The organism is Psychrobacter sp. W2-37-MNA-CIBAN-0211 (assembly GCF_040309405.1).
In the GTDB taxonomy this organism is placed as follows: domain Bacteria; phylum Pseudomonadota; class Gammaproteobacteria; order Pseudomonadales; family Moraxellaceae; genus Psychrobacter; species Psychrobacter glaciei.
This window is the reverse complement of the sequence record NZ_JBEOOU010000009.1, coordinates 34,040-60,752: the sequence shown is the minus strand read 5'-3', so window position 1 is coordinate 60,752 and position 26,713 is coordinate 34,040. Positions and strand designations below refer to the sequence as shown.

General features: G+C 42.8%; 24 protein-coding genes and 1 pseudogene. 10 read left to right on the top strand and 15 right to left on the bottom strand.

Annotation, left to right across the window (positions count from 1 at the left end; genetic code table 11):
- Window positions 1-150 precede the first annotated feature (150 nt).
- The 3 genes from AAEY72_RS09775 to AAEY72_RS09765 form a co-directional block, all read right to left on the bottom strand.
- Window positions 151-1,272 (bottom strand): porin, encoded by a 1,122-nt coding sequence (locus tag AAEY72_RS09775; RefSeq protein WP_210540236.1) that lies wholly within the window; start codon window positions 1,270-1,272, stop codon window positions 151-153.
- A 286-nt stretch (window positions 1,273-1,558) separates the two neighbouring features.
- Window positions 1,559-2,605, bottom strand: a complete 1,047-nt coding sequence (locus tag AAEY72_RS09770; RefSeq protein WP_194619139.1) for a porin — start codon at window positions 2,603-2,605, stop codon at window positions 1,559-1,561.
- Window positions 2,606-3,233: 628 nt separating this feature from the next.
- Window positions 3,234-5,432 (bottom strand): malate synthase G, encoded by a 2,199-nt coding sequence (locus AAEY72_RS09765; RefSeq protein ID WP_352310370.1) that lies wholly within the window; start codon window positions 5,430-5,432, stop codon window positions 3,234-3,236.
- 607 nt (window positions 5,433-6,039) lie between these two features.
- Here AAEY72_RS09765 and AAEY72_RS09760 point away from each other — a divergent pair.
- A complete protein-coding gene (locus AAEY72_RS09760) occupies window positions 6,040-6,807 on the top strand; it encodes a MiaE family protein (protein ID WP_352310369.1) in 768 nt (255 codons plus the stop codon).
- 144 nt (window positions 6,808-6,951) lie between these two features.
- On the opposite strand, the gene AAEY72_RS09755 is transcribed toward AAEY72_RS09760, so the two are convergent.
- The 6 genes from AAEY72_RS09755 to mtgA form a co-directional block, all read right to left on the bottom strand.
- Entirely contained in the window at window positions 6,952-7,152 is a 201-nt protein-coding gene (locus AAEY72_RS09755; RefSeq protein WP_352310368.1) for a hypothetical protein, read from the bottom strand.
- Between the two features lie 125 nt (window positions 7,153-7,277).
- Window positions 7,278-7,634 (bottom strand): hypothetical protein, encoded by a 357-nt coding sequence (locus AAEY72_RS09750; protein WP_352310367.1) that lies wholly within the window; start codon window positions 7,632-7,634, stop codon window positions 7,278-7,280.
- 83 nt (window positions 7,635-7,717) lie between these two features.
- A complete protein-coding gene (locus AAEY72_RS09745) occupies window positions 7,718-7,981 on the bottom strand; it encodes a hypothetical protein (protein WP_352310366.1) in 264 nt (87 codons plus the stop codon).
- A gap of 85 nt (window positions 7,982-8,066) precedes the next feature.
- Window positions 8,067-8,237 carry a hypothetical protein gene (locus AAEY72_RS09740; RefSeq protein WP_352310365.1) on the bottom strand — a complete coding sequence of 57 codons (171 nt, stop codon included), beginning with the start codon at window positions 8,235-8,237 and terminating at the stop codon, window positions 8,067-8,069.
- Window positions 8,238-8,640: 403 nt separating this feature from the next.
- Entirely contained in the window at window positions 8,641-10,830 is a 2,190-nt protein-coding gene (gene ppk1, locus AAEY72_RS09735; RefSeq protein WP_352310401.1) for a polyphosphate kinase 1, read from the bottom strand.
- Window positions 10,831-11,317: 487 nt separating this feature from the next.
- Entirely contained in the window at window positions 11,318-12,004 is a 687-nt protein-coding gene (mtgA, locus tag AAEY72_RS09730) for a monofunctional biosynthetic peptidoglycan transglycosylase (protein ID WP_010196335.1), read from the bottom strand.
- Between the two features lie 196 nt (window positions 12,005-12,200).
- Here mtgA and AAEY72_RS09725 point away from each other — a divergent pair, with 196 nt between their 5' ends.
- From AAEY72_RS09725 to AAEY72_RS09715, 3 genes are all read left to right on the top strand, one after another.
- Window positions 12,201-12,515: a glutaredoxin family protein gene (locus AAEY72_RS09725; RefSeq protein ID WP_352310364.1), complete on the top strand. Its 315-nt coding sequence runs from the start codon at window positions 12,201-12,203 to the stop codon at window positions 12,513-12,515.
- Between the two features lie 238 nt (window positions 12,516-12,753).
- The gene (locus tag AAEY72_RS09720; RefSeq protein WP_352310363.1) at window positions 12,754-13,731 is read left to right on the top strand and encodes a rhomboid family intramembrane serine protease; all 978 of its coding nucleotides are present in this window, start codon (window positions 12,754-12,756) and stop codon (window positions 13,729-13,731) included.
- Window positions 13,732-13,846: 115 nt separating this feature from the next.
- The gene (locus AAEY72_RS09715) at window positions 13,847-14,659 is read left to right on the top strand and encodes a MipA/OmpV family protein (RefSeq protein ID WP_352310362.1); all 813 of its coding nucleotides are present in this window, start codon (window positions 13,847-13,849) and stop codon (window positions 14,657-14,659) included.
- Between the two features lie 129 nt (window positions 14,660-14,788).
- On the opposite strand, the gene AAEY72_RS09710 is transcribed toward AAEY72_RS09715, so the two are convergent.
- The 5 genes and pseudogenes from AAEY72_RS09710 to fumC all read right to left on the bottom strand — a co-directional run bounded on the left by AAEY72_RS09710 (window position 14,789) and on the right by fumC (window position 18,294).
- A complete protein-coding gene (locus tag AAEY72_RS09710) occupies window positions 14,789-15,523 on the bottom strand; it encodes an HNH endonuclease (protein WP_352310361.1) in 735 nt (244 codons plus the stop codon).
- Window positions 15,524-15,772: 249 nt separating this feature from the next.
- Window positions 15,773-15,926 (bottom strand): annotated as a pseudogene (locus AAEY72_RS09705) (class II fumarate hydratase); the annotation flags it as partial.
- A 3-nt stretch (window positions 15,927-15,929) separates the two neighbouring features.
- Window positions 15,930-16,229: a HigA family addiction module antitoxin gene (locus AAEY72_RS09700; RefSeq protein ID WP_010196319.1), complete on the bottom strand. Its 300-nt coding sequence runs from the start codon at window positions 16,227-16,229 to the stop codon at window positions 15,930-15,932.
- Between the two features lie 33 nt (window positions 16,230-16,262).
- Complete coding sequence (locus AAEY72_RS09695; RefSeq protein ID WP_352310360.1) at window positions 16,263-16,541, bottom strand: type II toxin-antitoxin system RelE/ParE family toxin; 279 nt, start codon at window positions 16,539-16,541, stop codon at window positions 16,263-16,265.
- A 349-nt stretch (window positions 16,542-16,890) separates the two neighbouring features.
- A complete protein-coding gene (gene fumC / locus AAEY72_RS09690; protein WP_197134523.1) occupies window positions 16,891-18,294 on the bottom strand; it encodes a class II fumarate hydratase in 1,404 nt (467 codons plus the stop codon).
- 198 nt (window positions 18,295-18,492) lie between these two features.
- Here fumC and AAEY72_RS09685 point away from each other — a divergent pair, with 198 nt between their 5' ends.
- Together AAEY72_RS09685 and AAEY72_RS09680 are read left to right on the top strand one after the other, a co-directional pair.
- A complete protein-coding gene (locus AAEY72_RS09685; protein WP_352310359.1) occupies window positions 18,493-19,143 on the top strand; it encodes a 5-formyltetrahydrofolate cyclo-ligase in 651 nt (216 codons plus the stop codon).
- The gene (locus AAEY72_RS09680) at window positions 19,143-19,382 is read left to right on the top strand and encodes a hypothetical protein (protein ID WP_352310358.1); all 240 of its coding nucleotides are present in this window, start codon (window positions 19,143-19,145) and stop codon (window positions 19,380-19,382) included. Before AAEY72_RS09685 ends, AAEY72_RS09680 begins: the two co-directional genes overlap by 1 nt.
- 100 nt (window positions 19,383-19,482) lie before the next feature.
- Here AAEY72_RS09680 and AAEY72_RS09675 read toward each other — a convergent pair whose 3' ends face one another.
- A complete protein-coding gene (locus tag AAEY72_RS09675; RefSeq protein WP_352310357.1) occupies window positions 19,483-20,844 on the bottom strand; it encodes a Na+/H+ antiporter family protein in 1,362 nt (453 codons plus the stop codon).
- Window positions 20,845-21,313: 469 nt separating this feature from the next.
- Here AAEY72_RS09675 and lon point away from each other — a divergent pair, with 469 nt between their 5' ends.
- From lon to AAEY72_RS09655, 4 genes are all read left to right on the top strand, one after another.
- Entirely contained in the window at window positions 21,314-23,941 is a 2,628-nt protein-coding gene (lon, locus tag AAEY72_RS09670) for an endopeptidase La (RefSeq protein ID WP_352310356.1), read from the top strand.
- 145 nt (window positions 23,942-24,086) lie between these two features.
- Complete coding sequence (locus tag AAEY72_RS09665; protein ID WP_352310355.1) at window positions 24,087-25,214, top strand: META domain-containing protein; 1,128 nt, start codon at window positions 24,087-24,089, stop codon at window positions 25,212-25,214.
- 42 nt (window positions 25,215-25,256) lie between these two features.
- The gene (locus tag AAEY72_RS09660; protein ID WP_352310354.1) at window positions 25,257-25,904 is read left to right on the top strand and encodes an META domain-containing protein; all 648 of its coding nucleotides are present in this window, start codon (window positions 25,257-25,259) and stop codon (window positions 25,902-25,904) included.
- Between the two features lie 176 nt (window positions 25,905-26,080).
- Window positions 26,081-26,638: a superoxide dismutase family protein gene (locus AAEY72_RS09655; protein ID WP_210540262.1), complete on the top strand. Its 558-nt coding sequence runs from the start codon at window positions 26,081-26,083 to the stop codon at window positions 26,636-26,638.
- The last annotated feature ends 75 nt before the right edge of the window (window positions 26,639-26,713 follow it).

Genomic DNA, 26,713 nt, shown 5'->3' with positions numbered 1-26,713 from the left:
TATAGTCGATACTAAATAAAATAGATACACGACATTATAATGCGTGACTGGTACAAATTTTTCTTGCTTGCTGTGCAAGCGTAGACAAAAGCTACAAAAATTTATATCAGTCACACTGTCTCTTTTTTGTATTGCACTGACTATATTGAGCTAGAATTTATATTCTAAACCGCCACCGATAGCAAATACATCCGCATCACCACGAGCTTTAACTGAGTCAATGGTATCATCAGCATTGTTTCTAACAACGAGCAGACCGTTCTCTAAATCTGCAGAGTTTTGACCGATATAAGCATGAGCAATCATATTGTCTTTGAACTTATATTTACCGCCCAATACAATTTGGTCTGAGTCGTTGCCACCAAGGCCAGCCAAGTTCTCAGTCTTATCATACTGAAGATAAACAGACGCTGGGCGAGCAAAGTTAGTTAGACCCATCTCGGCACTAACGACCAATCCTTTCTCTTCATCATCTGAATTATCAAAATCAACTTGCTGGTATAGCGCGCCTAGCTTCACTGGATAAGCCATGTATTTGCCCAAATCGACACTGGCACTACCACGTAGAATCTCACCTGTGACGCTCATGTCTTTGTCATAACCAACACCTGCAGTAAAGCCAGTACCTGGATCAAACATCAATGAAGCACCAAAGCCACTGTCACGATCATCGCTATCAGAGACAAAAGACTCATCAGCACCGTATTGTAGGGCAAGCTCTAATGGTAAACCATTGTATTTGGGTGCAATCCATACGATTGAATTATTAATACGCTCACCATCAGTCAAGGTAAGCGCTTCACTCAGTGTACCATCACCACCAAGAGAGCTTGAGCCGATATTATCCCAATAACCTTCATTAACGGTTACGTTGTTGACGTAATCTGAAACTGAGTAGTTGCGACCAAAGCGAAATTGACCGTAGTCTTTATTTTTAAAACCTAGATAGGTATCACGGCTTTTAAAACCAATGTTGCTGCTACCGCTGTCATCGATCTTGATGCCATACTCTAATTGATAAATCACATCGGTATTAGCAGTGATTGCTTCGGACCCTTTGAACCCTAGACGTGAAGAATGCGAGCTGACTTGTACTGAGCTGCTGTCTTCATTGATATTGATAGTGTCGTTAGGCAGATCCATAGACTGACGATCAAGCTCAGCGTTGACATAGTTAGCAGTGACGAATGCTTTGCCATAAACCGTTGGCGCGGCTTGAACGGCAGAAACTGATAGCGTTGCAATTGCTGAGGCTAAAAGTAATTTTTTCAAAGGGTATCTCCACTTGACGATTTGAGTGATAAATTGGCTAAGATTGACTGGCATGTACAATGGTATTGCTACAAACTCCCAAGACCATGATATATAACGAGCCACCAGAACGGCTTAGACACTACTTTATCAAGCAAATATTACAGTAAGATGAAAGAACAAAATTTACATGCCTGTAACTATCTATTTTAAGACTGATTACAATGAAGGGCTACTTTCTTTTTTCGCATAAAAAAAACTCATCCCGAAGGATGAGTCTTTTTGTACTATCTACTTGAGTGTGATACTAGAATAAGTATTCTAGACCGCCACCAAGTGCGAATACGTCAAGATCAGTATTACTATTCTTGTCTTCAGCAGAGTTGTTACCAACATAAGCATGAGCAATCATGTTGTCTTTAAAGTTATATTTGCCACCTACAACAACTTGATCTGAATCACGGTTATCAAAACCAGCCAAGTTTTCAGTACCATTGTACTGTACATATACAGATGCTGGACGAGCAAAGTTAGCTAGACCCATTTCAGCGCTTACAATTAGACCTTTTTCATCTTCATCGCCGCCATCGAAATCAGCTACTTGATACATTGCACCTAACATAACTGGATAAGCCATGTATTTACCTAGATCAACGGTAGCACTGCCACGTAAAAGATCACCAGCTTGGCTCATGTCTTTTTCGTAAGCAACACCAGCAGTGAAGCCTGTACCTTGGTCAAACATCAATGAAGCACCATAACCACTGTCACGGTCGTCACTGTCAGTTACAAAGCGCTCGTCTGCACCGTATTGTAGAGCAAGCTCTAAAGGCAAGCCGTTGTATTTAGGGGCAATCCATACGATAGAGTCATTAACACGGCCGCCATCAGCCATAGTTACAGCATCAAGAACATCGCCTTCCATATCAAGATTACTAACACCTAAATTATCCCAAAAACCTTCAGTAACAGTAACGTTGTTGATGTAGTCAGTTACTGAGTAGTTACGACCAAAGCGGAATTGACCATATTGCTTGTTATTTAGACCAAGATAGGTATCACGGCTTTTAAGACCAATATTGTCATCAGTACCATCGATGGCAATGCCATACTCTAACTGATAGATAACATCAGTGTTAGCAGTCATTGCTTCAGAACCTTTAAAACCAAGGCGTGAAATGTTTGAGTTGATTTGTACTGAATCACTGTCTACGTCGAATTGATCATCGTTACCATCACGCTCAGCATTTACATAGTCAGCAGTAACGAAAGCTTTACCATAAACAGTAGGTGCTGCGTTGGCTGCAGATACAGATAGGGCTGCGATGGCTGTAGCTAAAAGTAGTTTTTTCATGGGGTATCTCCACTTTACAATTGTAGTAATGAGCAAGCTATGATTAGCCGGCGCCCATAATGGTATCGTCACAAATCCTCAAAGATATAATGTGTAACTGGCTACCGAGATTGGTCTAAAACAAGTGTGGCGAATTTCTACTACAATAAGACAAAAAAAACCATGACTCACATGACTGGGATTAGAACGTAACTGCCATGTAATCTTTGGTCTTTATCACTCCGTTGCGTAACATCCGTTACCAAACTCATACTTCGAATACAAGCATAACAACTTTGACATAATTTGCAACATTTTTTTTTGCTTTTTCGATACATCTACTATCGAATAACAAATGCTTTGTCATATTTGAACCGTTATGAAAAAACCCCTATCGACTCAAATAGATACGATACCCATTAATTAATATCATTACTGATAATATTAAATGGCGGTAATAAATACGATACATTGACCCAAAAAAAGCGCTACTTATTGACAAATAAATAGCGCTCATAAAGAATTGTTTGTCATATTTCTGACACATATGACAGTCACAAACGGGTAAGATACATCAAGGCCTGATCACGCCTAGAGGCTTAAATAGCACTTAGATTACATAAGCAAACATGATACTTAACCTATCGTTTTAGGCATTTGCTTTGAGGTCAAGACGCGCTTGATGCAATAGTGGCTCAGTATAGCCACTTGGCTGCTCGCGACCTTTAAACACCAAATCACAAGCCGCTTTGAACGCATAAGAGTGTTCAAAGTTATCTGCCATTAGCTGATAGTCACTATCGCCTACATTTTGCTCATCGACGACTTTTGCCATACGCTTCATCGTATCCATCACTTGTTGCTCGCTCACGACGTTATGATGCAACCAGTTGGCAATGTGTTGGCTCGATATCCGCAAGGTCGCACGATCTTCCATGAGACCAACGTCATTGATGTCAGGGACTTTAGAACAGCCAACGCCTTGGTTTACCCAGCGTACGACGTAACCTAGGATGCCCTGAGCATTGTTTTCAAGCTCTTGCTGTTTCTCTTCGTCTGTCCAGTTGGTGTCTTTCGCCAATGGAATGGTCAAGATATCGTCTAAACTGGCACGCTCACGTGATTTTAGGCTGTCCTGTACATCAGCGACGTTGACTTGATGATAGTGCATGCTGTGCAAGGTTGCACCCGTTGGCGATGGTACCCACGCCGTACTCGCACCAGACTTAGGATGAGCGGCCTTGGTATCCATCATCTCTTTCATCTCATCAGGCTTCGCCCACATGCCTTTACCAATCTGAGCGACACCCTGTAGGCCAGTCTCCAGACCGATATCAACGTTCCACTGCTCGTAGGCTGGCTGCCATGCTTGTGATTTCATGTCACCCTTAGGGACAAATGGGCCTGCGTTCATACTGGTATGCATCTCATCGCCCGTGCGATCTAAGAAGCCGGTGTTGATAAAGATAACGCGCTCTTTTGCTTGGCGAATGGCTTCTTTTAGATTGACCGTCATGCGACGCTCTTCATCCATGATGCCGATTTTAAGGCTGTTGCGCTCAAGCCCTAATAAATCTTCTGAAGCGTTAAACAAGTCATTGGCCATTTTGACTTCTTCAGGGCCGTGCATTTTTGGCTTCACAATATACATCGAGCCTTTACGTGAGTTTGATAGCTCGTTCTGACCTTTCAAATCATTGAGCGTCAATAGTGGCGTAATCAAGCCATCCATTAGACCTTCAAAGATTTGTTCTTGACCATTACCCAAATCTACTAAGATTGCGGGGTTTTGCATCAAGTGACCGACATTGCGAATAAGTAATAGTGAACGGCCAGGTAAGATCAGCTTTCCACCATCTGGGGTGTTATATTCGCGGTCTGGGTTTTGCTTACGAGTGCTGGTCTTGCCTCCTTTTTCAAAGGTTTCTTGCAAGTCGCCATTCATTAGACCCAGCCAGTTGCGATATACTTCTACTTTTTCTTCTGCATCGACAGCAGCGATTGAATCTTCACAATCCTGAATCGCCGTAATCGCTGATTCTAATAACACATCTTTGATGTTTGCTGGGTCATCTTTACCGACCGGATGATTAGCATCGATTTGAATCTCAGCATGTAAGCCGTTATTTTTTAATAAAATACCAGTAGGAGATTCAGCCTCACCAACGAAACCAACAAATTTGGCGGTATCTTTTAGCTCAGTGCTGCTATCGCCTTGGACGATTTCAAGTTTGCCATCGACCACTTTAAATCCGGTCACATCGTTATACGAGCCTGACGCTAAGGCAAAATGCTCGTCTAAAAATGCTTTGGCATAGGCGACAACTGCCGCACCGCGAGTCGGATTATAGCCGCCTTTCGCTTCTTGGCCATTATCATCACTAATGACATCAGTACCATACAAAGCATCGTATAAGCTGCCCCAACGAGCGTTCGTCGCATTGAGTGCGTAGCGAGCATTTCGGACTGGCACGACCAGCTGTGGCCCTGCGATATGAGCAATCTCATCATCAACGTTTTGCGTGCTAACTTTAAAATCATCGCCTTCTGGTAACAGATAGCCAATCTCTTTTAAGAAAGTCTTGTAGGCTGGATAATCTATTTCGCCATCTTTTGCAGGATTATCTAGATGCCACTGATCAATCTGCGCTTGAATCTTGTCACGAGTCGCAAGCAGCGCTTTATTACGTGGAGTAAACTCTTTGATGACTTTTTCAAAACCTGACCAATAACTTTCTGAATCAACACCGACTTTCGGCAGCACTTCGTTTTCAATAAAGTCATACATCTGCTGGTCGATGGCAAGAATGCCTTTTTGAACACGGTTGGCGTTAGAAGACTGGCTCATATTGTTATCCTTATCTGTTCGTGAGGTGTGTTAATGCTAGGTTGCTACTCTAATGGTTGGAAAATGTGTGCCCTTGCAGCATTTATGCCTAGTTTGCTTTACAGTGGATAAATAGCAAACATAACAGTATGTACTGTCAGCTATAATCGGGCAGCTGCTCATATGATATCTGGTTAGTGCAAAACCTGTTTGATGCAACATCTGGTTAATGTAGCATCTATAATTTTTGGACCGTCTTTAAGAAGTCTTAGTCTATAAATCTTGTGTTTTGATACAGGATTGGCAGTTGATATAATGCGCATTAGCCGCTACTAAATGATAATCAATAGTAAGACAAAATGCCTGAAAAGCAAAATCTCATCCTACTATCAAATAATAAAATAAACAAGGAAACGCCATTCACTAAGTAAATACTTAGGCTGTATAATAATGATACTCTATGAGCCATCTACTCTAGGGGCATTAATCCATACTTTAGAGCTAGGCCGTTATACGTTCAGTATAAACTGTAAGTAATCATTACAGCCTCTATTTATGCTCAACGGTTATCTATTTAACTTTTAATATTTGATTAAGAAGTGTTTAACATTCCACTATGGCAAAGACTATGAATAAAGAAAGTATGAAACCCAGCAACAGCAAAGACGACGTTGCTTCCCACAACCGTGTAGAAGACGTTATAGACAAAGACAATATAGAAGAAAACAGTGTAGAAAAAGACCGTATAGAAAAAGAGAGTGCCGATATCGCACAACTGCGCACCCCTATTAAGGTCGACCTATCCGCTGTTTATGAATTTTTGGGATCACGAACCACCCAGGCGTGGGTAGATGCGGCTACTGCGGATGTGCCATTAATCATTCAAGATCATGCCAACTGCGAAAAAAAAGCGGCTGGTACAGCGATGAATTTATTATTCCGCTATGAGTTCTCGTATGATTTGCAGCGCAAATTGGCACAACTGATACGTGAAGAGATGCTGCATTATGAGCAAGTGCTCGGCATCATGCATGAGCGCGGGCAAGAGTGGAGATATCTGAGTGCGGGGCGTTATGCCAAAGGGTTGCTCAAGCACAAGCGTACTCATGAGCCAGCAGCGATGGTCGACGTGCTCATCATTGGTGCGTTTATCGAAGCACGCTCTTGCGAGCGCTTTGCTGCGCTTTCTGACGTCATCGACGATGAGCGTTTGGCAAAATACTATCGCTACTTATTGAAGTCAGAAAGCCGACATTTCGAAGATTATTTGGCATTGGCACAATCGCTATCTGATGACGATATCGATGAGCGTGTCGCATTCTTCAAAGAAGTAGAAGCAGAGTTGATATCCAGTCCTGATACTGAGCTGCGCTTTCACAGCGGCACCCCTGCTTAGCGTTTAAGCTGACAGATTTTGTTAAATAAGCGCTATATAAAAGTACCCATATCGATCGCATAAAAAAGCCAACACTAGCGTCTTAAACCATGCCTAGCGTTAGCTTTTTTATTTGTCTGTACAGAATATAATAGTCAGTTATGACTATTTCTTATCTTCCATAAGCGGACTGTCGTACTGTTTGTGATTTTTCGCGACATTATGCGGATCATGATCGTCAGTCGCTTGTTCTGCAGCGGCTGGATTTGCCTTTTGTAATGCATTATCAGGGACGATACCATTATTATCATCCGCATCTTTGAGCTTAAGGTTATCGGTGTCAGCCCTATCATTTGAGTTATTCATCACCACTCCTTGTTATAATAGTTATTATTACAATAATTATTTTCTAACTCATATTGTCCAACTCAAGCTTTGATCAGTCATTGCCGTGGTCTAACATTCAACACGCTCTAGCTAAAATCAGATTTTCAGTCTTTTTCGTCTGGGTTTAAGACGCGAGTTTGTGCATTGTCAATATTGGCATATCTATTCATGTCTGTGATGCCTTCACTTTTTGGCGCTTCACTGCCCACGGTGTCTTCGTTAACATTGTCATCAAACGGACTGCTGCCTTGTTGATCACGGCGGTCAGGCTGGCGTGCAGGATTGTCATCGTCATTCACATGTTCTGAATCAACAATCTCTTCTTTTAAAGTATCAGTCCCTTTGTTTTGATTGGTATGGCTTTCGACGACGTCATGGTCGTTGACGGGTTCTTTATGCATTGCCTCAACATTAGTATCATCAATTGCGGTTCTACTTAGCGCAGGATCTTGCGGTTGCATAGTCATGTCCTTATCGTGTTAGGAGGCCAACGAATAATGTCAGCGTTTTAATTAATAGAAAATACCAAGCAGTCATGCAAATACTAGGTGTTGTTACTTTTGCTCAAATCATGAGCATTGAGATCCGCCACGTTTTTGCCACCTGCTGGTAAGTGCTCTTCTTCACGTGGGTCAGAATATATCTCGTCTGTCTCCTGTGAATCCTGCTGTGGTCCATCGATATCAGCTTCATGTTTACGACCTTCAAAACTGTCTTTGGTATTTTCTCTAGTGTTTTGCGGTTCCGATGCTACGGGATCATCGACCAATACTTTCTCTTTATTATTTGGTTTTGTATTGACTGTCATAGCGTGTCCCTCGCGTTTATGGTGTTAATTCTTCATTGAACATAGTCACTGATATCGTTGTTATTGATATCTTTCAAACTGCTGCTTATTTATCTGTCCGTAGCTCATCGTTAATAAAAGAAGTTTGCTCTTCTTTGCTCAGCTCTTCAGGAGCATCTACCTTTTTATCTTCATTTAAGTTTTTTTCGATTTGTTGATCATCTGCCTGATTAGCTGCTTTTTTAATGTCTGAAGTATCGTTGTTAGTGTTACTCATGGTGCAATTCCTATTATTATCATTGTTTGGTAAACCAGCCATCCTTTTTACACTTACCTTTGTAAAATCGAATAACATTCTACAAAAACAATCATCTCAGTATGATTTTTTATTAAAAATATCTTTGCAATAGCGGTAGAACTGTCATCAATTATAGTTAAGCCAACCAACAGCGCACCAGTGTACTGCCGTATCAATATGTGAATAAATGTGAGGTTACAAGACAGTTTGTAACTTATCCGAGTATAAAAAAACCAAGCGTCGGTCGTAGCCAGCGCTTGGTTCAATAAATCATAGGGCTTTTATAGGGCTAATGCCATCACAGGACAGTCATACGTATGGCGACATTACACAGACAGTCACAAGTTACAGCATTAATAAACAAGATAAGCGAAACCTTTATCTATATTGGCTCACCGACATGATTGATCACCCGTAGCAAATGATCTTGGGCAATATGTGGTGCTTCATCGGCGGCTGGTTGACTTTGCTGCCACGCCCCATCGCCATTAAGTAGCCATGCTTGGACGTTATCTTGTAGATAATTGAGCAGCCCATCTTGATAAACCTGCTTGAACAGTTTTTTATCTTCAATCGGAAAAGCGACTTCGACACGATGGAATAGATTGCGATCCATCCAGTCAGCACTGCCACAATACAAGCGCTCATCGCCATCATTATAAAAGTAATAAACGCGCGTGTGCTCCAAAAAGCGCCCGATGACTGAGCGTACGGTGATGTTTTCAGATAGGCCTTTTACTTGTGGACGCAGACAGCACATGGAGCGCAAAATCAATTCTATTTTGACACCTGCCTGCGACGCATCATACAACTTGTCAATCAGACGACGTTCGGTCAAAGCATTCACTTTGATAATAATATGTGCGCGCTTGCCTGCTTTGGCATGAGTAATTTCATCATCGATAAAGCTCATTAACTTTTCGTGCAATGTAAATGGTGCATGCAACAGTTTTTTTAGATTGGCAGGTTTACCCATGCCTGTCAGTTCTTGGAAAATTTTATGTACATCTTCTGAGATATCAGGGTCAGCGCTAAACAAGCCATAGTCGGTATAGACTTTGGCATTGGCTGCGTGATAATTACCGGTGCCGAGATGCACATAACGGCGAATGCGGTCGTCTTCGCGGCGCACGATGAGCATCAGCTTGGCATGGGTCTTGTAGCCGACGATCCCGTAAACCACCACTGCCCCAGCCTCTTGTAAAAAATTGGCGACAGCGATATTGGACGCTTCATCAAAACGGGCACGTAGTTCGATGACAGCCGTGACTTCTTTGCCATTGCGGGCAGCAGCAGCCAGCGCCTTGACGATTTCTGAATTGGTGCCTGATCGGTACAGCGTTTGTTTAATCGCCAATACTTTAGGGTCACTGGCCGCTTCCCAAAGTAGATTGATAATCGGTGAAAACGCATGAAAGGGATGATGTACCAAGACATCGCCTTTGCGCATGGCAGAAAATATACTGGTGCTTTTATCAAGCTTGTCTAGCTCACGGCGAAAGGGTTTTGGCACAATATGGGTAAAAGGCTCGTAGCGCAGCTTGGGTATATTAAAGTCAAACAGCAAGCGCGTTAAGTTCACAGGACCATTGACACGGTACAGCTGATTGTCATGTAGCTCAAACTCATTGAGAAGATAATCGCTAATCGGTGTTGGGCAGTCAGTCGTCACCTCAAGCCGTACTTTGTCGCCAAAGCGGCGGTTTTCAAGCTCGCCTTCTAATGCCTTGGCAATATCCTCGACATCATCTGCTAAGTCCAAATCAGCATTGCGCGTGAGGCGGAACTGATGGCAGCCTGTCACTTGCATACCCGGGAACAGCTCACCGATGTGCTCGTGAATGATGGCGGACAGCATGACATGGTGCTCTTTACCACCAGTCAGCTCATCTGGCAGACGAATGACCCGTGGCAGGCTACGTGGCGCTGGGACAATCGCAAGATTGATATCGCGACCAAAGGCATCTTTGCCCTCTAATGTAGCAATAAAGTTGAGGCTTTTATTTACCAACCTCGGAAACGGATGCGCAGGATCAATGCTAATGGGTGTCAGCACTGGTGAGACTTGTTCTGTAAAATAGCGCTTCATCCATGCCGATTGCTCAGTATTCAGCTCATCGCGTTTTAGATATCGAATGTCTTCTTTGGCGAGTGCAGGCAAGATGTCTTCGTTAAGAATACGATACTGCTCAGCGATGGCATCATGCGTGATAACGGATATCTCGTTTAGCACTTCACTAGGACGCATCCCATGAGCACTGGTCGATACGTCACCTATATTGAGCTTTTGCATGATACCCGCGACACGAATCTCAAAAAACTCGTCGAGGTTAGATGAAAAAATAATTAAGAAAAATAAGCGCTCAAGTAGCGGATGGTGAGGACTGGCGGATTGCGCTAAGACCCGCAGATGAAACTGCAATAAGGACAAATCACGATTGATATAACTACTGGGCGAATAGCTGCCATCTTCTGAGCGCTGCCATGCAATGTCAGTCAGCTGCTGGCTAAGCTGTTCTGTTCTAGATTCTGTTTCGCTATCGGCTGCGTTAAGCTGGGTCATTTGGTGCATATTCAGGTCGTTAACATCGGTATTGTCGTTAGTCATGACACTGTCGTTCTGATTATTCATATCTGCCATACCGCTATTCCCCTGTCGTTATCAATTTATCATCAATGAGTAATTTGTCTTTACTGTCATCAGCTATCTTTTTTATTTCTAACTTATTTGAAAATCTTTATTTTGACGCTTATATATTTTGATGCTTATATATAGTCCATACTGAATAAAGTAGATACACGATATTATCGTATGAGGCTGGTACAAATTTTTCTTGCTTGCTGTGCCTACGCCGACAGAGGCTGCAAAAAATTATCCCAGCCTCGCTGTATCCTTTTTATATTGACTTATCTATAGTGTATATAGTGGCATTCATAATAGTGAATTTAATAATAGTGACGTCCTATCATTGCAGCCACGTGACTATTGATCATGTCATTCGTTTATCGTGCTATTTATAATTGTATTTATCATTCAGCAAACCACTAGCACATGTCGATTAAGACGCTTGCGGCAATACTGCATTCTTCATACGTTTTTTAATAATACGCTGCTTGTTACGTAAGCGTCTGTCACCTTGATTATCTTCGTAATACTTTGGATTGGTGAGCATCGCAATGAGCAGTGCTGATTCGTCTCGATTCAAATTGGCCGCAGACTTGTCAAAATAGTGGTGCGCTGCTGCGTCAATACCATAGATGCCATTGCCAAACTCGGCAACATTAAGATAAGCGGTCATAATACGTTGCTTATCCCATAGTGTTTCAATCATCACGGTGATAATGGCCTCTTCGCCTTTACGAACATAAGAGCGATGCGACGTTAAAAATAGATTTTTGGCCAGCTGCTGAGTGATGGTCGAGCCGCCAGCCGACATCTTGCCTGTCTCTTCGTTTTTCTTTTGCGCCGCTTTGATGCCTTTAAAATCAAAGCCACTGTGCTGACTAAACGTCGAGTCTTCACTCACGATCGCTGCTTGCTTGGCTGACTTGGCGATAGCATCGTATTCAGCCCACGTCTGAGTGACCGTGCCGCCAGTTAAGCGATGCGTCAACATAAACATACTGTTATTAATCGGCTGTGTTTTCCAGATTAATAGTAGCCCAACTATTAAAATATGGAATGCGACGACCAATAACATAATTGCCAATAACAGTCGTTTAATGAATGTGCCAAAACTTGCCATGCGCGATATCCGAGTGGTTAAAGAGGTAATAAGATAAAATTGATAATCATAAACAGCAGCTCATCTTACCTAATCTCACAATCGCTGTCATTATTTACCCCACTTCTTTATCATGTCATAACCGCTAAGCCACATTGATGTGTCGGCTTAAAAACGCTAAACAAGCATTTTGAAGGCATACAATAAGAGTAGAAACATGCATAATGATAATAGTATAAAAACATTACGGAACCGTGTTATTGCAGCACGCACTGATCTTGGGAACACTGAAAATATTGATCAATGGTGGTTACTTGGAACGACCGGCTGTCACTTATGTGACGTGGCGACGCAGCTGCTGACTCAGTTTCAAGCAGTACAGCCACTTACCTACCAGTATGTCGATATCGCCGACTTTGATGAATCGCTAATGATGGAATTTGCCACTAGCATTCCGGTGCTACTGACAAAGACGCAGCGTCTGGATTATCCGTTTTCAGTCATGGACTTACAGCAGCTGCTGGCGTCATAGTATCTGCCATAGGATAATTACTATCCCGTCACCAAGTAACACTGCGTCATGACGCATCAACACTAAAATGTTTATGAGGCACAAGACATAAGACATTAATATTGAAAGCCTATAAGATGCATTTACTTATAAAGCGTCATATGAGTTTTTGATATCGCTAATAACATGCCATTGACTGACATGATCCGATCATACCCTTTATACTCTACGTCACCTTTTGAATTGATAGTTAGCTTTTATGACCATTCAACAGCTTTTAAAAACAGCACCCGTGACTACCCTGCTCTTAGTCAGCTTTATTGGACTATTCATCATGCAGGTGCTGACAGGCGTCGATGCCAATAATCCATCGACTGAGGCATTGCTTAAATGGGGCGCTAATGCCTTGCCTTTTACCATGGGCGACGATCCATGGCGATTGGTGAGCAGTGCGTTTTTGCATATTGGCCTCATGCATTTATTGTTTAATGGCTTTGCTATGTATTTCTTTGGACAAGTTGCCGAGCCGATGTTTGGCTCTGCTAAGTTTTTGGCGTTGTTTTTATTGGCAGCCATCGGTGGCAATTTACTTAACAGCTATGTGACGTGGCAAGGTATTTTGGAAGGAACCGGACAGCCAGGAATATCGGCTGGTGCCTCTGGCGGTATCATGGGTATCGGTGCGGCATTATTAATAGCTGCTGTGTTTAAAATATCGGTCAATGGCTTAGTGCTCAATTTAAAGAGCCTGATACTTATTATGGGCATCAACTTGGTGTATGGCTTTGCTGTTCCGGGCATTGACAATGCTGGTCATATTGGTGGTGCGGTTACTGGATTGATCATTGCACTGGCAATCGGAATCGTCCATCGTCAGCGTATGGCAGCCATCATGCAGACAGTCGCTATCAACCAGAGCCCTTATCAAGCTAATACTCAAACCACCCAAAATGATTACCAAACCAGCTATATCAATCAGTCAGCGATAAGCAACGTTGATTTGGATAATAATGCTCATTTTGATGACGACACTGGTGTAAACTTACCTATAAATATGAACGCTAATCGTATCCACATTATCGATCAAGAAACAATCGAGCAAAAAACAGCGGTCAAACCCGCCTTCATTTGGCAACTATTGCCATGGCTGGTGATGTTGCTCATAAGCATTGGCTTTGTCTGGTGGTGGCAAGATATTCATCAGCAGATAGTGCAAGTGCTAAAAGCTGTTGAGTAAATGCTGACACTTATCTATGATCATTAAACGGCTCACAAAAACAGACATCTGATTTTGGCTTTCCTTATTCCTCTATTGTTATCCGGCTATTTTTACCTACTTACGAGACTTGATTATGTTTAAATCTTCAGTGCTACCCACTATCTCTACGCGCACCTTGCTCAACACCTTAATAGCTACTACCCTATTTAGTGTTGCCAGCATGTCAAATGCCGCCTTTTTTAATAAAAACTTACCGGCTGATCCAGATGCTGAGCTAAGCGTTGGCGTTAACGTCATGGCGGTCAAGTCAGCCTATGATCTAGAAGACAGCACCGAAGTGCGGGTGCTGCCGGGTGCATTTTATGACAACAATAAGTTTTATGTGCGCGGTGCTCAAGCGGGTGCATATCTAATCAATGATGGTGTGAATCAGCTTTCTGCTTATGCCAAGCTCGCGGGCAGCGAGTTTGATCCTGATGATGCCAATGGCGCGCTTCAAGGTCTTGATGAACGTAAGTCGTCAGCAGAAGCAGGGCTTAGCTATCAGCGCCGTACACCTGTCGGCGGCTTCCGTGCTCAAATAGGCGCTGACGTGCTAGATCGTAGTGGTGGTAACACGGCACGCTTGACCTACCTTGCCAGAATTACTAAAGACAAGCTAACGGTCTATCCAAGCATTGGCTTTGAGTATTATGATGCTGACTACAATGAATACTATTATGGCGTTAGTGAAGAAGAATCAGCAGAAACGGGCGTTGCTGCTTATAAATCTAATTCGAGCTTAAATCCTTATATCAATATTAGTGCCAACTACGATTTCAATGAGCGTTGGGCAGGATTCGCCAGTCAAAGCCTAAGTTATCTGCCGACTGAGCAATACGACAGCCCAATGGTCGACTCACGTACTGAAGCGGCAACGACGCTTGGTTTGCTTTATAAGTTCTAGTTGAGCTTAGATTGTTGATATGAAAAAGCCGAGCATATTGCTTGGCTTTTTTTGTGGATGATTTGGCTGAATTAACTTGACTGTAAAAGCTGTCAGATACAGCTCAAGTATTTATAAAGATGATCATTATTACATTTTAATTAATGCGCTCATAAATGCATTAAATTTGAATTTTGGCTCTTTTTTCAAAAGTGCAACGATACCCACACCTCCATAAAAGCAGAGTCTAATAGCAAGAGAGAACTCTAAACCTTTAGGTATCTCCATTACCTGATAGTAGAAAACATCTTGATTTTTACCCTTTTTTTCGATGTTAGAAAAGTTTTTATTTATTAAATGCCTGATTTTTTCAAACTCCTGATTCTGCTTTATTGAGTCTTCATCAAGTGATATTTGAAATTCATAGTAAGTTTTGATGTCACCAATAAAAACTTTATGAAACTCGTAATAGTATAATGCTTTACAAATAGAGGATATACTATTATCTAATTTTTCGTCATCGAATTTGAATGCGAAGGTAGGTTTGAGTTGTCCCGTTCTATCTTCATCAATATAGACTTGAGTGGCATTACTAGCTAGGCCTTTAGTTATCTTTCTATTTCTTAATACACCCCTTACAGCTTTGTTTGTAGCAATATCTTGTCCTTTTTCATTAGCTTGGATTTGCATGCATATAATTTGAAAAAAATACTCATCATCATCAGATTTACCGCCATTGTGTTTTACGCATGCGGGCACAGTTATCAAAGAGTCTCTATCACTTTTAGGAAAAAAAGATTTAGGAGGTACGTGCTCCTTCGTTAGGCTCTCTTTATCTAGTGTAGATCCACACTCATAACATATATTCGGTAAATTCTTATACATAATTATTTCGCCTAAATGACTGAAAGCGTCTACAAATTTGGATTATTGCACATTTTACTGACTTACATAAACAAAGGACAGAGCCAGCTCAAAAAACAAAAAAGACCTTGTCATATGGCAAGGTCTTTTTATTTATAAATTCTAAGTGGAACAAATATGCTGCTGCTGCCAGAAAAACGAGTGGCAAATTGTACCTGTCGTACATCAAGCGAGTCTGACACCGTAGCAGGTCATTATTTGGTCTACTGCTTACTTAGGATTTACCATATCAGCAGGGATGACCCACTCATCAAACTGCGCTTCAGTTAGCAATTCCTAACTCAACCGCAACTTGCTTCAAAGTTTTATTTTCTTTATCAGCAGTTTTAGCGATTTTCGCTGAATTCTTGTAGCCACAACACGGATATTAAGCGTATTCAATAGGTTCAATATCGTCTAAAAACTGAAGGCTATCAGTTTCAACCACACGCAGCTCATAAGTGGATTGTAGATTTAGCCAAAACTGAGCACTACCACCAAAATATTTTGCTAGGCGCAGTGCTGTGTCTGCCGTAATACCTCGTTTTTCTCGTACAATTTCACTAATACGTGCGGGTGTCACGCCAAGTTTATTTGCTAGTGCATTGGCACTCATACCAAGCGGCTCAAGAAAGTCTTCTTGCAATACTTCACCTGGATGGATAGGACGCATACCGTTTTTAATCATAGTGTTCTCTCTATCTTTTATGGTTCAGTCAAATTAATAGTAGTCGATAATTTCTACATCTGTAGCGCCTTGCTCTGTCCAGACAAAACATAATCGCCATTGTGAATTAATTCGAATACTATGTTGACCTTCTCTGTCGCCACTCAAAGCTTCTAAGCGATTACCAGGTGGTGCTTTTAAATCTTCGAGTGTTGTTGCATTATCCAAAAGTAAAAGTTTACGCTCTGCAACTTTTTTAATAGCAGACCATCGCCGCGTTTTACCAGTAGAGAAGAGCGTTTGGGTATCCTTACATTTGAAGTCAACTGTCATGCGAGTATCGATACCCTCTATTATTCAAATATTCAAAGTCTAACGTATCACTATATTGTATATCGATAATCGATAAATATCAACGATAAAACCTGAATCATAGAAAGCATCGCCTTGCTTACCCATTAGATATATATACTTTGGCATTGCTACATGAGCAGCGCCTACTTAAATATAAACCAAAAAAGACCTTGTCACATTCCCTTATAAGAAGTGACAAGGTCTTTTTTATTTATAAATTCTAAGTGGAACAAATATGCTGCTGCTGCCAGAAAAACGAGTGGCAAATTGTACTTGTCGTACATTAAGCAAGTCTGACACCGTAGCAGGTCATTATTTAGTCTACTGCTTACTTAGGATTTACCATATCAGCAGGAATAACCCACTCATCGAACTGCGCTTCAGTTAATAGCTCTAGCTCAACCGCAACTTGCTTCAACGTTTTATTTTCTTTATAAGCAGTCTTAGCGATTTTCGCTGCATTCTCATAACCAACATGACGGTTCAATGCAGTCACTAGCATCAATGAGTTGTGCAAGAAGTCATCGATTTTATCTTTTACAGGCTCGATGCCAACGGCACAGTTTTCATTGAAGCTGTTACAGCCATCACCCAACAGCTTGATAGATTGCAATAAGTTAAACGCGATAACTGGCTTATAAACGTTTAGCTCAAAGTTACCTGATGCGCCCGCCATGCTGATCGTCACATCGTTACCCATGACTTGAGCAACAACCATCGTCAATGCTTCTGACTGAGTTGGGTTTACTTTACCCGGCATGATAGATGAGCCTGGCTCATTTTCAGGAATCGTCAATTCGCCTAGACCACAACGAGGACCTGATGCCAACCAACGTACGTCGTTAGCGATTTTGTTCAAGCTAGCCGCTAGGGTCTTTAGTGCGCCTGACGCAAATACTTCTGCATCACGAGCCGCTAGTGCTTCAAATTTGTTTGGTGAGGTGACGAATGGCAAGCCAGTCAATGTCGCTAATTGCTCAGCAGCAGTTACTGCATAATCAGGATGCGCGTTTAGACCAGTACCAACTGCAGTACCACCTAGTGGTAATTCATATAGACCTTGTAACGCATTATCAATACGTACCAATGAGTGATCAAGTTGACTAACATAGCCGCTAAACTCTTGGCCTAGGGTCAATGGCGTGGCGTCTTGTAAATGCGTACGACCGATTTTTACGATGCTATCGAATTCTTTGGCCTTAGCCGCTAATGTGTCGCGTAGTGCTTTTACCGCAGGGATCAATAAGCTGTTGATCTGACGAGCAGCAGCCACACGAATCGCTGTTGGGAAGCTGTCGTTGGTAGACTGTGCATGGTTTACATGGTCATTTGGGTGAATTGGCGTGTAGCTACCGCGCTCAGAACCAGCGATTTCATTGGCACGGTTAGCCAATACTTCGTTCATGTTCATGTTTGACTGCGTACCAGAACCCGTCTGCCATACAACCAATGGGAACTGATCCGTTAGACCACCATTAATGATTTCGTCAGCAGCTTGCACGATGAGATCGCGTTTGTCATCTTCGATACGCTCAAGGCTAGCATTGGTGATTGCAGCGGCTTTTTTGACCAGTGCCATCGCTTCAATCATTGGACGCGGCAACGTCTCACCACCGATTTTGAAGTTCTCACGGCTACGCTGGGTTTGCGCACCCCAATAAGCGTCAGCTGGGACTTCTACGTTACCCATGGTGTCTTTTTCGGTACGAGTTGCCTGATTCTGTGTCGACATAACTACCCTCTTTACTGGTTTGTTGTTAAATAACTGAACGATAAAAAGTGCAACAGCTGCTGCACATAAAGGAGAATACGATGTAAAGTGGCGTTATGATAGCATGACTACGACCCGTTGAATATTGACAAATAGCCATTGCTAACGTCTAAAAGCAGCTGTCATCATCAAACTCACAAACTAGCGGATAGTATAGATATGCATCCTGAACCAAAAAACGCAGCGTCAGAGGAATCAGCCGTTAGCAACCCGCCCAGACGACACTTTACTCGCCAGCGTCGACAGTTAAGTGATGGCGCGCGTAGGAGTATGGGACAAGCAGCGAGCTTGCATTTGAGCAAACTACAACAGCGCTTACCACAAAACGCACGTATTGGCTTATATTACGATGGCTTTGGCGAGCTACCTACCCAGCCACTACTTGATTGGTGTCAACGCTTAGGCTATTTACCTTACTTACCAGTTGTCGGCTCGCTTGGGCGTACCAGCGATGGCACTAATGATAAACGATTGCGTTTTGTCCCTGTTTATCACTCAAAGCTTATTAATCTTCCGACACGGATTCATCAGCTAGGCATGAAGCAAAATCACAGCCGCGCCCTGCTATGGGTGTCAGAATTGGATGTAATTATTTGTCCACTGGTGGCGGTAGATTTAAACGGTAATCGGATGGGAATGGGTGGTGGATTTTATGACACGACACTTGGACAAAGCTATCGTTCATGGGCGAAAAAACCATTAAAAATAGGCTGGTGTTATGATTTTCAGGTAGTTGAACAATTAGCGCGTCAGCCGTGGGATGTGCCATTAGATGGCCTAATCACGCCAAGCGGCATAAGGTGGTTTTAATGAAAGATGATAAACAGTTTGAAAAAGACTCTAGCGCTGAACATGTGGATGAGTATTTGCAAACATTAGGCAATGAGGATGCTAGAGAGCTACGTTACTACAGTCAAGAGCAACCGTTTAGCTCTGATGAGATGACACGGCTGGTCAATGAAGAACGCTTAAATGAGTTGCTCGTGCAAAGCGATGCGTTTTTGAGTAGCTTGAATGGTGAGATAAAAGATTTCGATGAAGATTATTGAATTTCGCATCGATTCAGTAATCGATAAAAACTAAAAAAGGCGAGTATAGCTTATAGCTATACTCGCCCTTTATATCAGACCCAATCATTCAAATAATTTACTATAACACCATCGCTGCAATCCAACCAAAGGCCAGTAGCGGAATATTATAGTGAATAAAAGTGGGGATTACGCTGTCTTTAATATGGTCATGTTGTCCGTCGATGTTTAGACCAGAAGTTGGCCCCAACGTCGAATCTGACGCAGGCGAACCCGCATCACCCAGCGCGCCAGCTGTACCGATAATTGCAACGGTTGCCAATGGCGAAAATCCTAACGAGATACATAGCGGCACATAAATCGCAGCAATAATCGGAATAGTCGAGAATGATGAGCCAATACCCATCGTTACGACCAAACCAATTCCAAGCATGACAAAAGCGGCAATGGCTTTATTACCGGCAAACAAGTTGGTTGCCCCATCAATCAGTGGCGCAATCTCACCCGTCGCTTTCATGACTTCTGCAAAACCCTGCGCAGTAATCATAATAAAGCCAATCATCGCCATCAACTTGATACCGTCATTAAAGACGCCATCAGCATCACGCCACTTCACCACGCCGGTCGCCATAAACACACCAAAGCCAAACATTGAGCCAAGCAATAGCGAATCGGTATAAAGTTGTACGACAAAAGCAGTCACGATAGCAGCTAGCGCAACCAGCGTTTTTAGCTTGCTTTGCGACTGTGCGCCAGCGGCAGTTTTACTTAATGCATCGCCTTCTACTACGGCATCATGCGCTTGCTGATCTATCGCAATCTGCTGATATGCACGTGGTTTACGGTAGCTGATAAATACGGCAACCAGCAAACCAATGAGCATACCAAGTGCAGGAATCGCCATGGCCTTGACCACAGAAATATTAGCGATATCAATGCCCGCCTCACCGACGTTTTTTAGCATGATTTGATTAAGGTAGATATCACCAAAGCCATATGGGATAAACATATAGGTGGTGACCAAGCCAAAAGTGATTAAACAAGCAATCAGGCGTCTGTCAATCTGCATGCGGTTAAAGGCCAATAACAATGGCGGCACTAACAGAGGAATAAAGGCAATATGAATAGGGATTAAGTTTTGGCTGAAGCAGCTCATGGTAATGAGGCCTGCAAACAACATGTACTTAATCATGCCACTGGTGCCACCTGCATCAATGCGCTTGATGACCGATCCTGCCAGTGATTGTGGCAAGCCCGAATGAGCAATTGCGACTGCAAACGCCCCAAGTAACGCATATGACAGTGCAATCTGCGCCCCATTACGAATACCTTCTTGAAACGCATTGAGCGTATCAGTGATACCAAGACCCGCTATTAATCCACCAGCCAGCGCACCAATTAATAAACTGAGCACCACGTGCACTCGCGCAAGTGACAGCCCCAACATGATGATGACTGCCAGCAGTACCGCATTGATTGCCATGTGTTGCCTCGTATTCTATTTGCTTTGGTTCAATTTAAACTTATTGATATCTCATAATGTATGGATATCGCCATCGTCTCAAAAACGCTTTTTCTCGAATGTGTCTATAAAGCGCTCTACTCTAAAACACACCGTTTAAGACGCGCGACAGTTTACCTTATTTTGCCTATAAAACCTATGCGTAGACCCCAATAGATATTTGATAGATGCTATTTATAACTGATCTACAAGCATCTGTTATGACTGCTTTCTATGATTCTTGTATGGTTACTTTCGATATACAGATTCTCACCAGCAACGCATAAAGCTCATAACCGTATGACGCTCTATATTCAGCCAGATATAAATATTTTGCACAGTTAAGCAGGTGAGTTTGAGTACAAGCCTTGCAATTTTATCTGTGAGCACCATTTATCTAAACATGAACCACGAACTTGACTTTACAAGTCTGGTGAACGAGGAAAAATATATGAGTGAACATAAAATAGCCCAAGACAATATCGACATAGATGTCGACGTTTCATCTACTATTGCTGATGATAACCAGCCAGACACTTTGTCTAGTCATGCGTCAGAAAGCGAGTTAGAGACAGCCTCTGACAATACTGAAACCACTGTCAAAGATGACGATAGTGAAGACAACACTAGTGAAGACGACGATGCTAAAGACAGCGTTGAAGACGACACCTACTTACCGTTATTGGCACTGCGTGATGTGGTCGTCTATCCACATATGCAAATTGCCTTGTTCGTAGGTCGTGCGCCATCGGTCAAAGCGGTCGAGCTGGCACAGGCTGAGTATGGCAATAAAGTACTGGTCGTGGCGCAAAAAGACTCACTGACCGAAGACATTGATCAAGACAACTTGTATCAATACGGTACTGTGTGCCGCATCGTCAGTACCATGCCGCACGATAGCGATGAAAATTGTATCAAGGTATTGATCGAAGGTCAGTATCGTGCGCGCGTTGACAATATAGAAGATCGCGACACGTTATTGATGGCGAAATTTGAACGTGCTGACCTCGATGTCAGTATGGATGAAAGCCAGCAAAAAAATACCATTCAAGCGTTGACCACGCTATTTGAAAGCTATGCTGATGCGCGTCTGCGTAATGCGCGTGAGCTAACGCGTGTGGCGAAACGCATCGACGACTTACTTGAGTTGGTCTACTTCATCTCAACTCGTGTGTCGATGGATCTTGATATCAAACAGTCGTTCTTAGAAAAAGACGATATCAAGACACATATCAATACCTTGACCGAATATTTGGTCAAACAAAGTGCTGAACAAAATATCGAACAAGATATCCAAGAAGCTGTCCGTCAGCAAATGGAAGAGAATCAGCGCGAATACTTCTTAAATGAAAAAATGAAAGCCATCAAAAACGAGCTGTCAGATATGAATGACGGCGCGTTCGATGGTGAAGACGATGTCGCCGAGCTTGAGCAGCGCTTAGAAGATGCTGACCTGCCAGAAGATGTACGCAAAAAAGCAGAGCAAGAGTTTAAGAAGCTCAAGATGATGCCACCTGCATCGAGTGAATCGTCAGTCGTACGCAACTACATTGAGTGGATTTTGGACACGCCGTGGAATGCGACGACCAAAGTTTCGATCAATTTAGACAAAGCTAAGACGGTATTAGACGAAGACCATTACGGCTTACAAGATGTGAAAGACCGCATCTTAGAATATCTCGCCGTGCAATCACGCGTGAAAAAACTTCGTGGCCCAATTCTATGTCTCGTGGGTCCTCCAGGTGTGGGTAAAACTTCACTAGGTGAGTCGATTGCGCGTGCCACTGGTCGTAAGTTCGTGCGTATGGCGCTTGGCGGCGTGCGCGATGAAGCGGAAATTCGTGGTCATCGCCGTACCTATATCGGTGCGATGCCGGGTAAAATCGTTCAATCACTGGCCAAAGTTGAAGTCAAAAATCCGCTATTCTTATTAGATGAAATCGATAAGATGGCGCAAGACTTCCGCGGTGATCCAGCATCAGCGTTGCTTGAAGTGTTAGATCCCTCACAGAACGATACGTTCAACGACCATTATTTAGATATGGACTTAGACTTGTCGCAAGTGATGTTTATCTGTACGGCAAACAGCATGGATATTCCAGCGGCGCTTCTTGATCGGATGGAAGTTATCCGCTTACCGGGTTATACCGAAGAAGAAAAAGTAAATATCGCACAGAAATATTTGGTGCCAAAAGCGATTAAGAATAACGGTCTCAAAGAAGGCGAGATTGAGATTGTCGAAGCAGCGCTACACAGTATCGTTCGTAGCTACACACGTGAAGCAGGTGTCCGTAACCTTGAGCGTGAAGTGAATAAAATCTGCCGCAAAGTTGTTCGCGGTTCAGTTGAAAGCCATGGCGCGCGTGCTCCGAAAAAAGCAGAGCGTGAGCTAATCGTGGTCGATGACAAAAACATCGATGACTATCTTGGTGTCCATCAATATGACTATGGTCTGGCTGAAGAAGAGCCTGAGATTGGTCGTATCACTGGTCTAGCTTGGACACAAGTCGGTGGTGAATTACTCACTATCGAAGCAGTCGCCATGAAAGGCAAAGGCGAGCTTAGCTTTACGGGTTCGCTCGGCGATGTCATGAAAGAGTCGATTCGTGCTGCCATGAGTGTGGTTCGTGCTCGCGGTGACAGCTTAGGGATTGATTACGAGACGTTCAAAACCACGGATGTCCACGTGCATATGCCTGAAGGCGCTACGCCAAAAGATGGCCCATCAGCTGGTGGTGCATTAACTACGGCACTCGTATCTGCATTAACAGGTATTGCGATTCGTCCAGATATTGCGATGACAGGTGAAATCACTTTACGAGGAAAAATCCTACGTATCGGTGGTCTCAAAGAGAAACTACTTGCGGCACATCGCGGTGGTATCAAGCATGTGTTGATTCCAGCGACCAATGAGCGTGATTTGGCCGATATCCCTGATAACGTCAAAGAAGGCCTGACTATTCAGCCAGTCGCAACAATTGATGAGATATTAAAAGTTGCGTTGGTGAGTATGCCAGTGCCGCTTAAACCTGCTAAAGTGACGGTTGATAAAACCTCAGGCAAAGCACTGCATAGCTAATCTGATCAATTACTAATCCAGTCTTACAAATTAAAGAGCCGCTCATCGTAATGATGGGCGGCTTTTTTTTGGCAATAATAAACAACAATCTCTCTAAAATCCTATGCTATATTTTATACAAATGTTTATCAATTAGGAAAGTACAATGTTAAATCACTTAAGGATGCCTCTAGTTGTAATAAGCACATTACTACCCCTCGCTTTGTTAGGCTGCCAAACCAAAAGTATCAATCATTCAGCACAAGCCAGCCCCATCATTGACGATAAAAACTGGTCAGCGACCACACTAAAACCCAGACTGTTGCAAACCATCACCAACTACGACTGGCAATTAACGCATGTCAGTGATGGTGATGATAAACTCATAGGTCTCACTCTTCAGCCACCCCTAACTATGCACGTTCGCCCAGACCTATTAACCTTCGATGACGGCTGTTACCGATATCTCGTGACTTTTGATATGTGGTTGCCCTTGCCTTATCCTTATACAGATGCATCAGTACAAGATACAGCTAAATCACCAGTCACGGCTGCTGACTGCACTTCGATATATCAAGCAACCACCCAAGACTGGCGTGGTAATACAATCATCCCTAGCGATACAGCACATCTACTAAATATGACTTTTGGGCGCTACGCAGGAACAAATTTTATATTTAATCCCGCACTGCCTCAATCCGTACAGGTTAATAAAACCGTAGAAAAACAGCTCGCTTTAAAGACCAGTAAGAGACAAACTCTTATCTTTTCGGGCACGCCCAAACCTGAACACCCCGTAGCTGGCATAGCACTCACCAATGAATTATTAGAGCGCTATCGCTGGCAGCTGGTACAAGTGACGGACAAAGCAGGCGCAGTCTTGAGCGAATTTACGCCAACAGAAAAGCCTATTATGCTTTCCTATAGTTTGAATAACTATAGTGGCGATGAGAGTGACAAACAAAATGGCTTTCAATCAGGTATATACGGTCAAAGCTTTGGTGTATCTGTTGGCTGCAACGGCGTTGGTGGGCCTTATGCCCTCTCTGTAAATCAAAGTTTACTTACTGGCGGCTTTCCTTCCACAATGATGAGCTGTGGCGATGCTGTTGATGATATCGAATTACAGCTTCGACGTATGATGACCTATAGCACGAGTCGACTGATCTTAACGAACGCGGATAATAAGGTAAAGACAACCACAGAGCATTCAGAGCCAAGCTACTTACTCACCCAAACCTTAGATTCTGGCGAGACATTAATTTGGAAAAATGAGGCAAAGAAAAAACCTTAACGCTCTATTCACTTTTCAATGCTTTGATAAAGGACTAACTTAATGTTTCTACTCAATAAAGCTCGCCCATTTATTCTTGCCAGCCTATTTGGAGTCTTCGGTGTAGTAGGTTGTCAGTCCACGGCTACCACATCCACCCTTCAAACGGATAAAAATGAAGATATTAACCACTTAATTTCTGCAGGCTCAGCCAAACCATTAGCATCTCCCACTGGATTACCCATCAATAGCGAGTTATTGGAGCGCTTCGATTGGCAACTGGTCAGCGCCGTCAGTAATACTTATGATGAAAAAGGGGAATTAACCAGAAAACCTTTGGGCAATTTTTATCACCCTGACCATCCTATTTCAGCGAGCTTCGAGAGTTGGCCTGACAATCAATACGCATTCTTTAGTTCAGGATGTAATGACTCGCGCGCACCTTATTTTTTACTCAATGATAATACCTTCAAAGTCGGCACTATTATTAGTACCGTAATGGGCTGCGGTGAGACAGGTAATAGAATCGAGTCCGCTTTGTTTGATTTAATGCGTGATAGTAGCAGTCAGCTAACGCTAAGTTTGCAACTTTCACAATCAATACCATCAACAGCAGATAATCAGACTGATATGCCCCGCTATAATTTATTGCAAACGATGGCAACAGGCGAAACCTTGGTCTGGCAAAACGAGGCAAAGAAAATACCTTAATACACTTTCAAACCCATACGATACTTACATTTATTAACCGATTGTTGCGCTTTTAATGAATATCTATGACAAGCCCTTGGCTATACTGATTGCGACATCAACGAATGTTGTAACAAAACCAGTAACGATTATAAATATAAACATTTGAAAGACTATTTAAATAAACGGAGAAGACGATGAAAAAAGTAATTCTTGCAAGCGCTCTATTATGTGGTTCTGCTCTAGCTATGACTGGTTGCCAAAGTACAGAAGGTCAATTAAAGACTGGCAATCCACTGAATCAACCTGTGCTGAAATCAGCGCTTAAAACAACAGACGCGAATAAAACGGAAGTTGGACAAGTTTTCTTACGCCCAGTCGATGGTGGTGTACAGGTCTACGGTAAGTTAATGAACCTGACACCGGGTCAGACTGTTGCCCTACATATTCATGAAACTGGTAGCTGCGATGTTATGGGTAAAGCGGCAGGTGGTCACTTTAATCCGGACAACAAGCCACACTCTAACCCTGATGATATGAATGGTCATGCAGGTGATTTGCCAAACCTAACGGCAAATGAGAATGGTGTTGCTACTATTAATTATGTGAACAAAAAAATCGCGGCAACAGAAGCGGGTAAATACAGCGTTAATCGCCTAGCCTTTATCGTTCATGGTGGTACTGATGACTATACTAGTCAGCCAGCAGGTAATGCAGGCGACCGTATCGCTTGTGGTATCATCGAAAAGAACTAATAACATTTAGAGTTTATTGACAGCATAGAAAAAACCTCTTAGATAATCTAAGAGGTTTTTTTATGACTTAAAATA

Bases quoted from the DNA above. Each gene is read 5' to 3' on its own strand.
- AAEY72_RS09770 (WP_194619139.1), bottom strand. From the start codon at position 2,605: ATGAAAAAACTACTTTTAGCTACAGCCATCGCAGCCCTATCTGTATCT.
- AAEY72_RS09765 (WP_352310370.1), bottom strand. From the start codon at position 5,432: ATGAGCCAGTCTTCTAACGCCAACCGTGTTCAAAAAGGCATTCTTGCC.
- AAEY72_RS09760 (WP_352310369.1), top strand. From the start codon at position 6,040: ATGAATAAAGAAAGTATGAAACCCAGCAACAGCAAAGACGACGTTGCT.
- AAEY72_RS09755 (WP_352310368.1), bottom strand. From the start codon at position 7,152: ATGAATAACTCAAATGATAGGGCTGACACCGATAACCTTAAGCTCAAA.
- AAEY72_RS09750 (WP_352310367.1), bottom strand. From the start codon at position 7,634: ATGCAACCGCAAGATCCTGCGCTAAGTAGAACCGCAATTGATGATACT.
- AAEY72_RS09745 (WP_352310366.1), bottom strand. From the start codon at position 7,981: ATGACAGTCAATACAAAACCAAATAATAAAGAGAAAGTATTGGTCGAT.
- AAEY72_RS09740 (WP_352310365.1), bottom strand. From the start codon at position 8,237: ATGAGTAACACTAACAACGATACTTCAGACATTAAAAAAGCAGCTAAT.
- ppk1 (WP_352310401.1), bottom strand. From the start codon at position 10,830: ATGCACCAAATGACCCAGCTTAACGCAGCCGATAGCGAAACAGAATCT.
- mtgA (WP_010196335.1), bottom strand. From the start codon at position 12,004: ATGGCAAGTTTTGGCACATTCATTAAACGACTGTTATTGGCAATTATG.
- AAEY72_RS09725 (WP_352310364.1), top strand. From the start codon at position 12,201: ATGCATAATGATAATAGTATAAAAACATTACGGAACCGTGTTATTGCA.
- AAEY72_RS09720 (WP_352310363.1), top strand. From the start codon at position 12,754: ATGACCATTCAACAGCTTTTAAAAACAGCACCCGTGACTACCCTGCTC.
- AAEY72_RS09715 (WP_352310362.1), top strand. From the start codon at position 13,847: ATGTTTAAATCTTCAGTGCTACCCACTATCTCTACGCGCACCTTGCTC.
- AAEY72_RS09710 (WP_352310361.1), bottom strand. From the start codon at position 15,523: ATGTATAAGAATTTACCGAATATATGTTATGAGTGTGGATCTACACTA.
- AAEY72_RS09700 (WP_010196319.1), bottom strand. From the start codon at position 16,229: ATGATTAAAAACGGTATGCGTCCTATCCATCCAGGTGAAGTATTGCAA.
- AAEY72_RS09695 (WP_352310360.1), bottom strand. From the start codon at position 16,541: ATGACAGTTGACTTCAAATGTAAGGATACCCAAACGCTCTTCTCTACT.
- fumC (WP_197134523.1), bottom strand. From the start codon at position 18,294: ATGTCGACACAGAATCAGGCAACTCGTACCGAAAAAGACACCATGGGT.
- AAEY72_RS09685 (WP_352310359.1), top strand. From the start codon at position 18,493: ATGCATCCTGAACCAAAAAACGCAGCGTCAGAGGAATCAGCCGTTAGC.
- AAEY72_RS09680 (WP_352310358.1), top strand. From the start codon at position 19,143: ATGAAAGATGATAAACAGTTTGAAAAAGACTCTAGCGCTGAACATGTG.
- AAEY72_RS09675 (WP_352310357.1), bottom strand. From the start codon at position 20,844: ATGGCAATCAATGCGGTACTGCTGGCAGTCATCATCATGTTGGGGCTG.
- lon (WP_352310356.1), top strand. From the start codon at position 21,314: ATGAGTGAACATAAAATAGCCCAAGACAATATCGACATAGATGTCGAC.
- AAEY72_RS09665 (WP_352310355.1), top strand. From the start codon at position 24,087: ATGTTAAATCACTTAAGGATGCCTCTAGTTGTAATAAGCACATTACTA.
- AAEY72_RS09660 (WP_352310354.1), top strand. From the start codon at position 25,257: ATGTTTCTACTCAATAAAGCTCGCCCATTTATTCTTGCCAGCCTATTT.
- AAEY72_RS09655 (WP_210540262.1), top strand. From the start codon at position 26,081: ATGAAAAAAGTAATTCTTGCAAGCGCTCTATTATGTGGTTCTGCTCTA.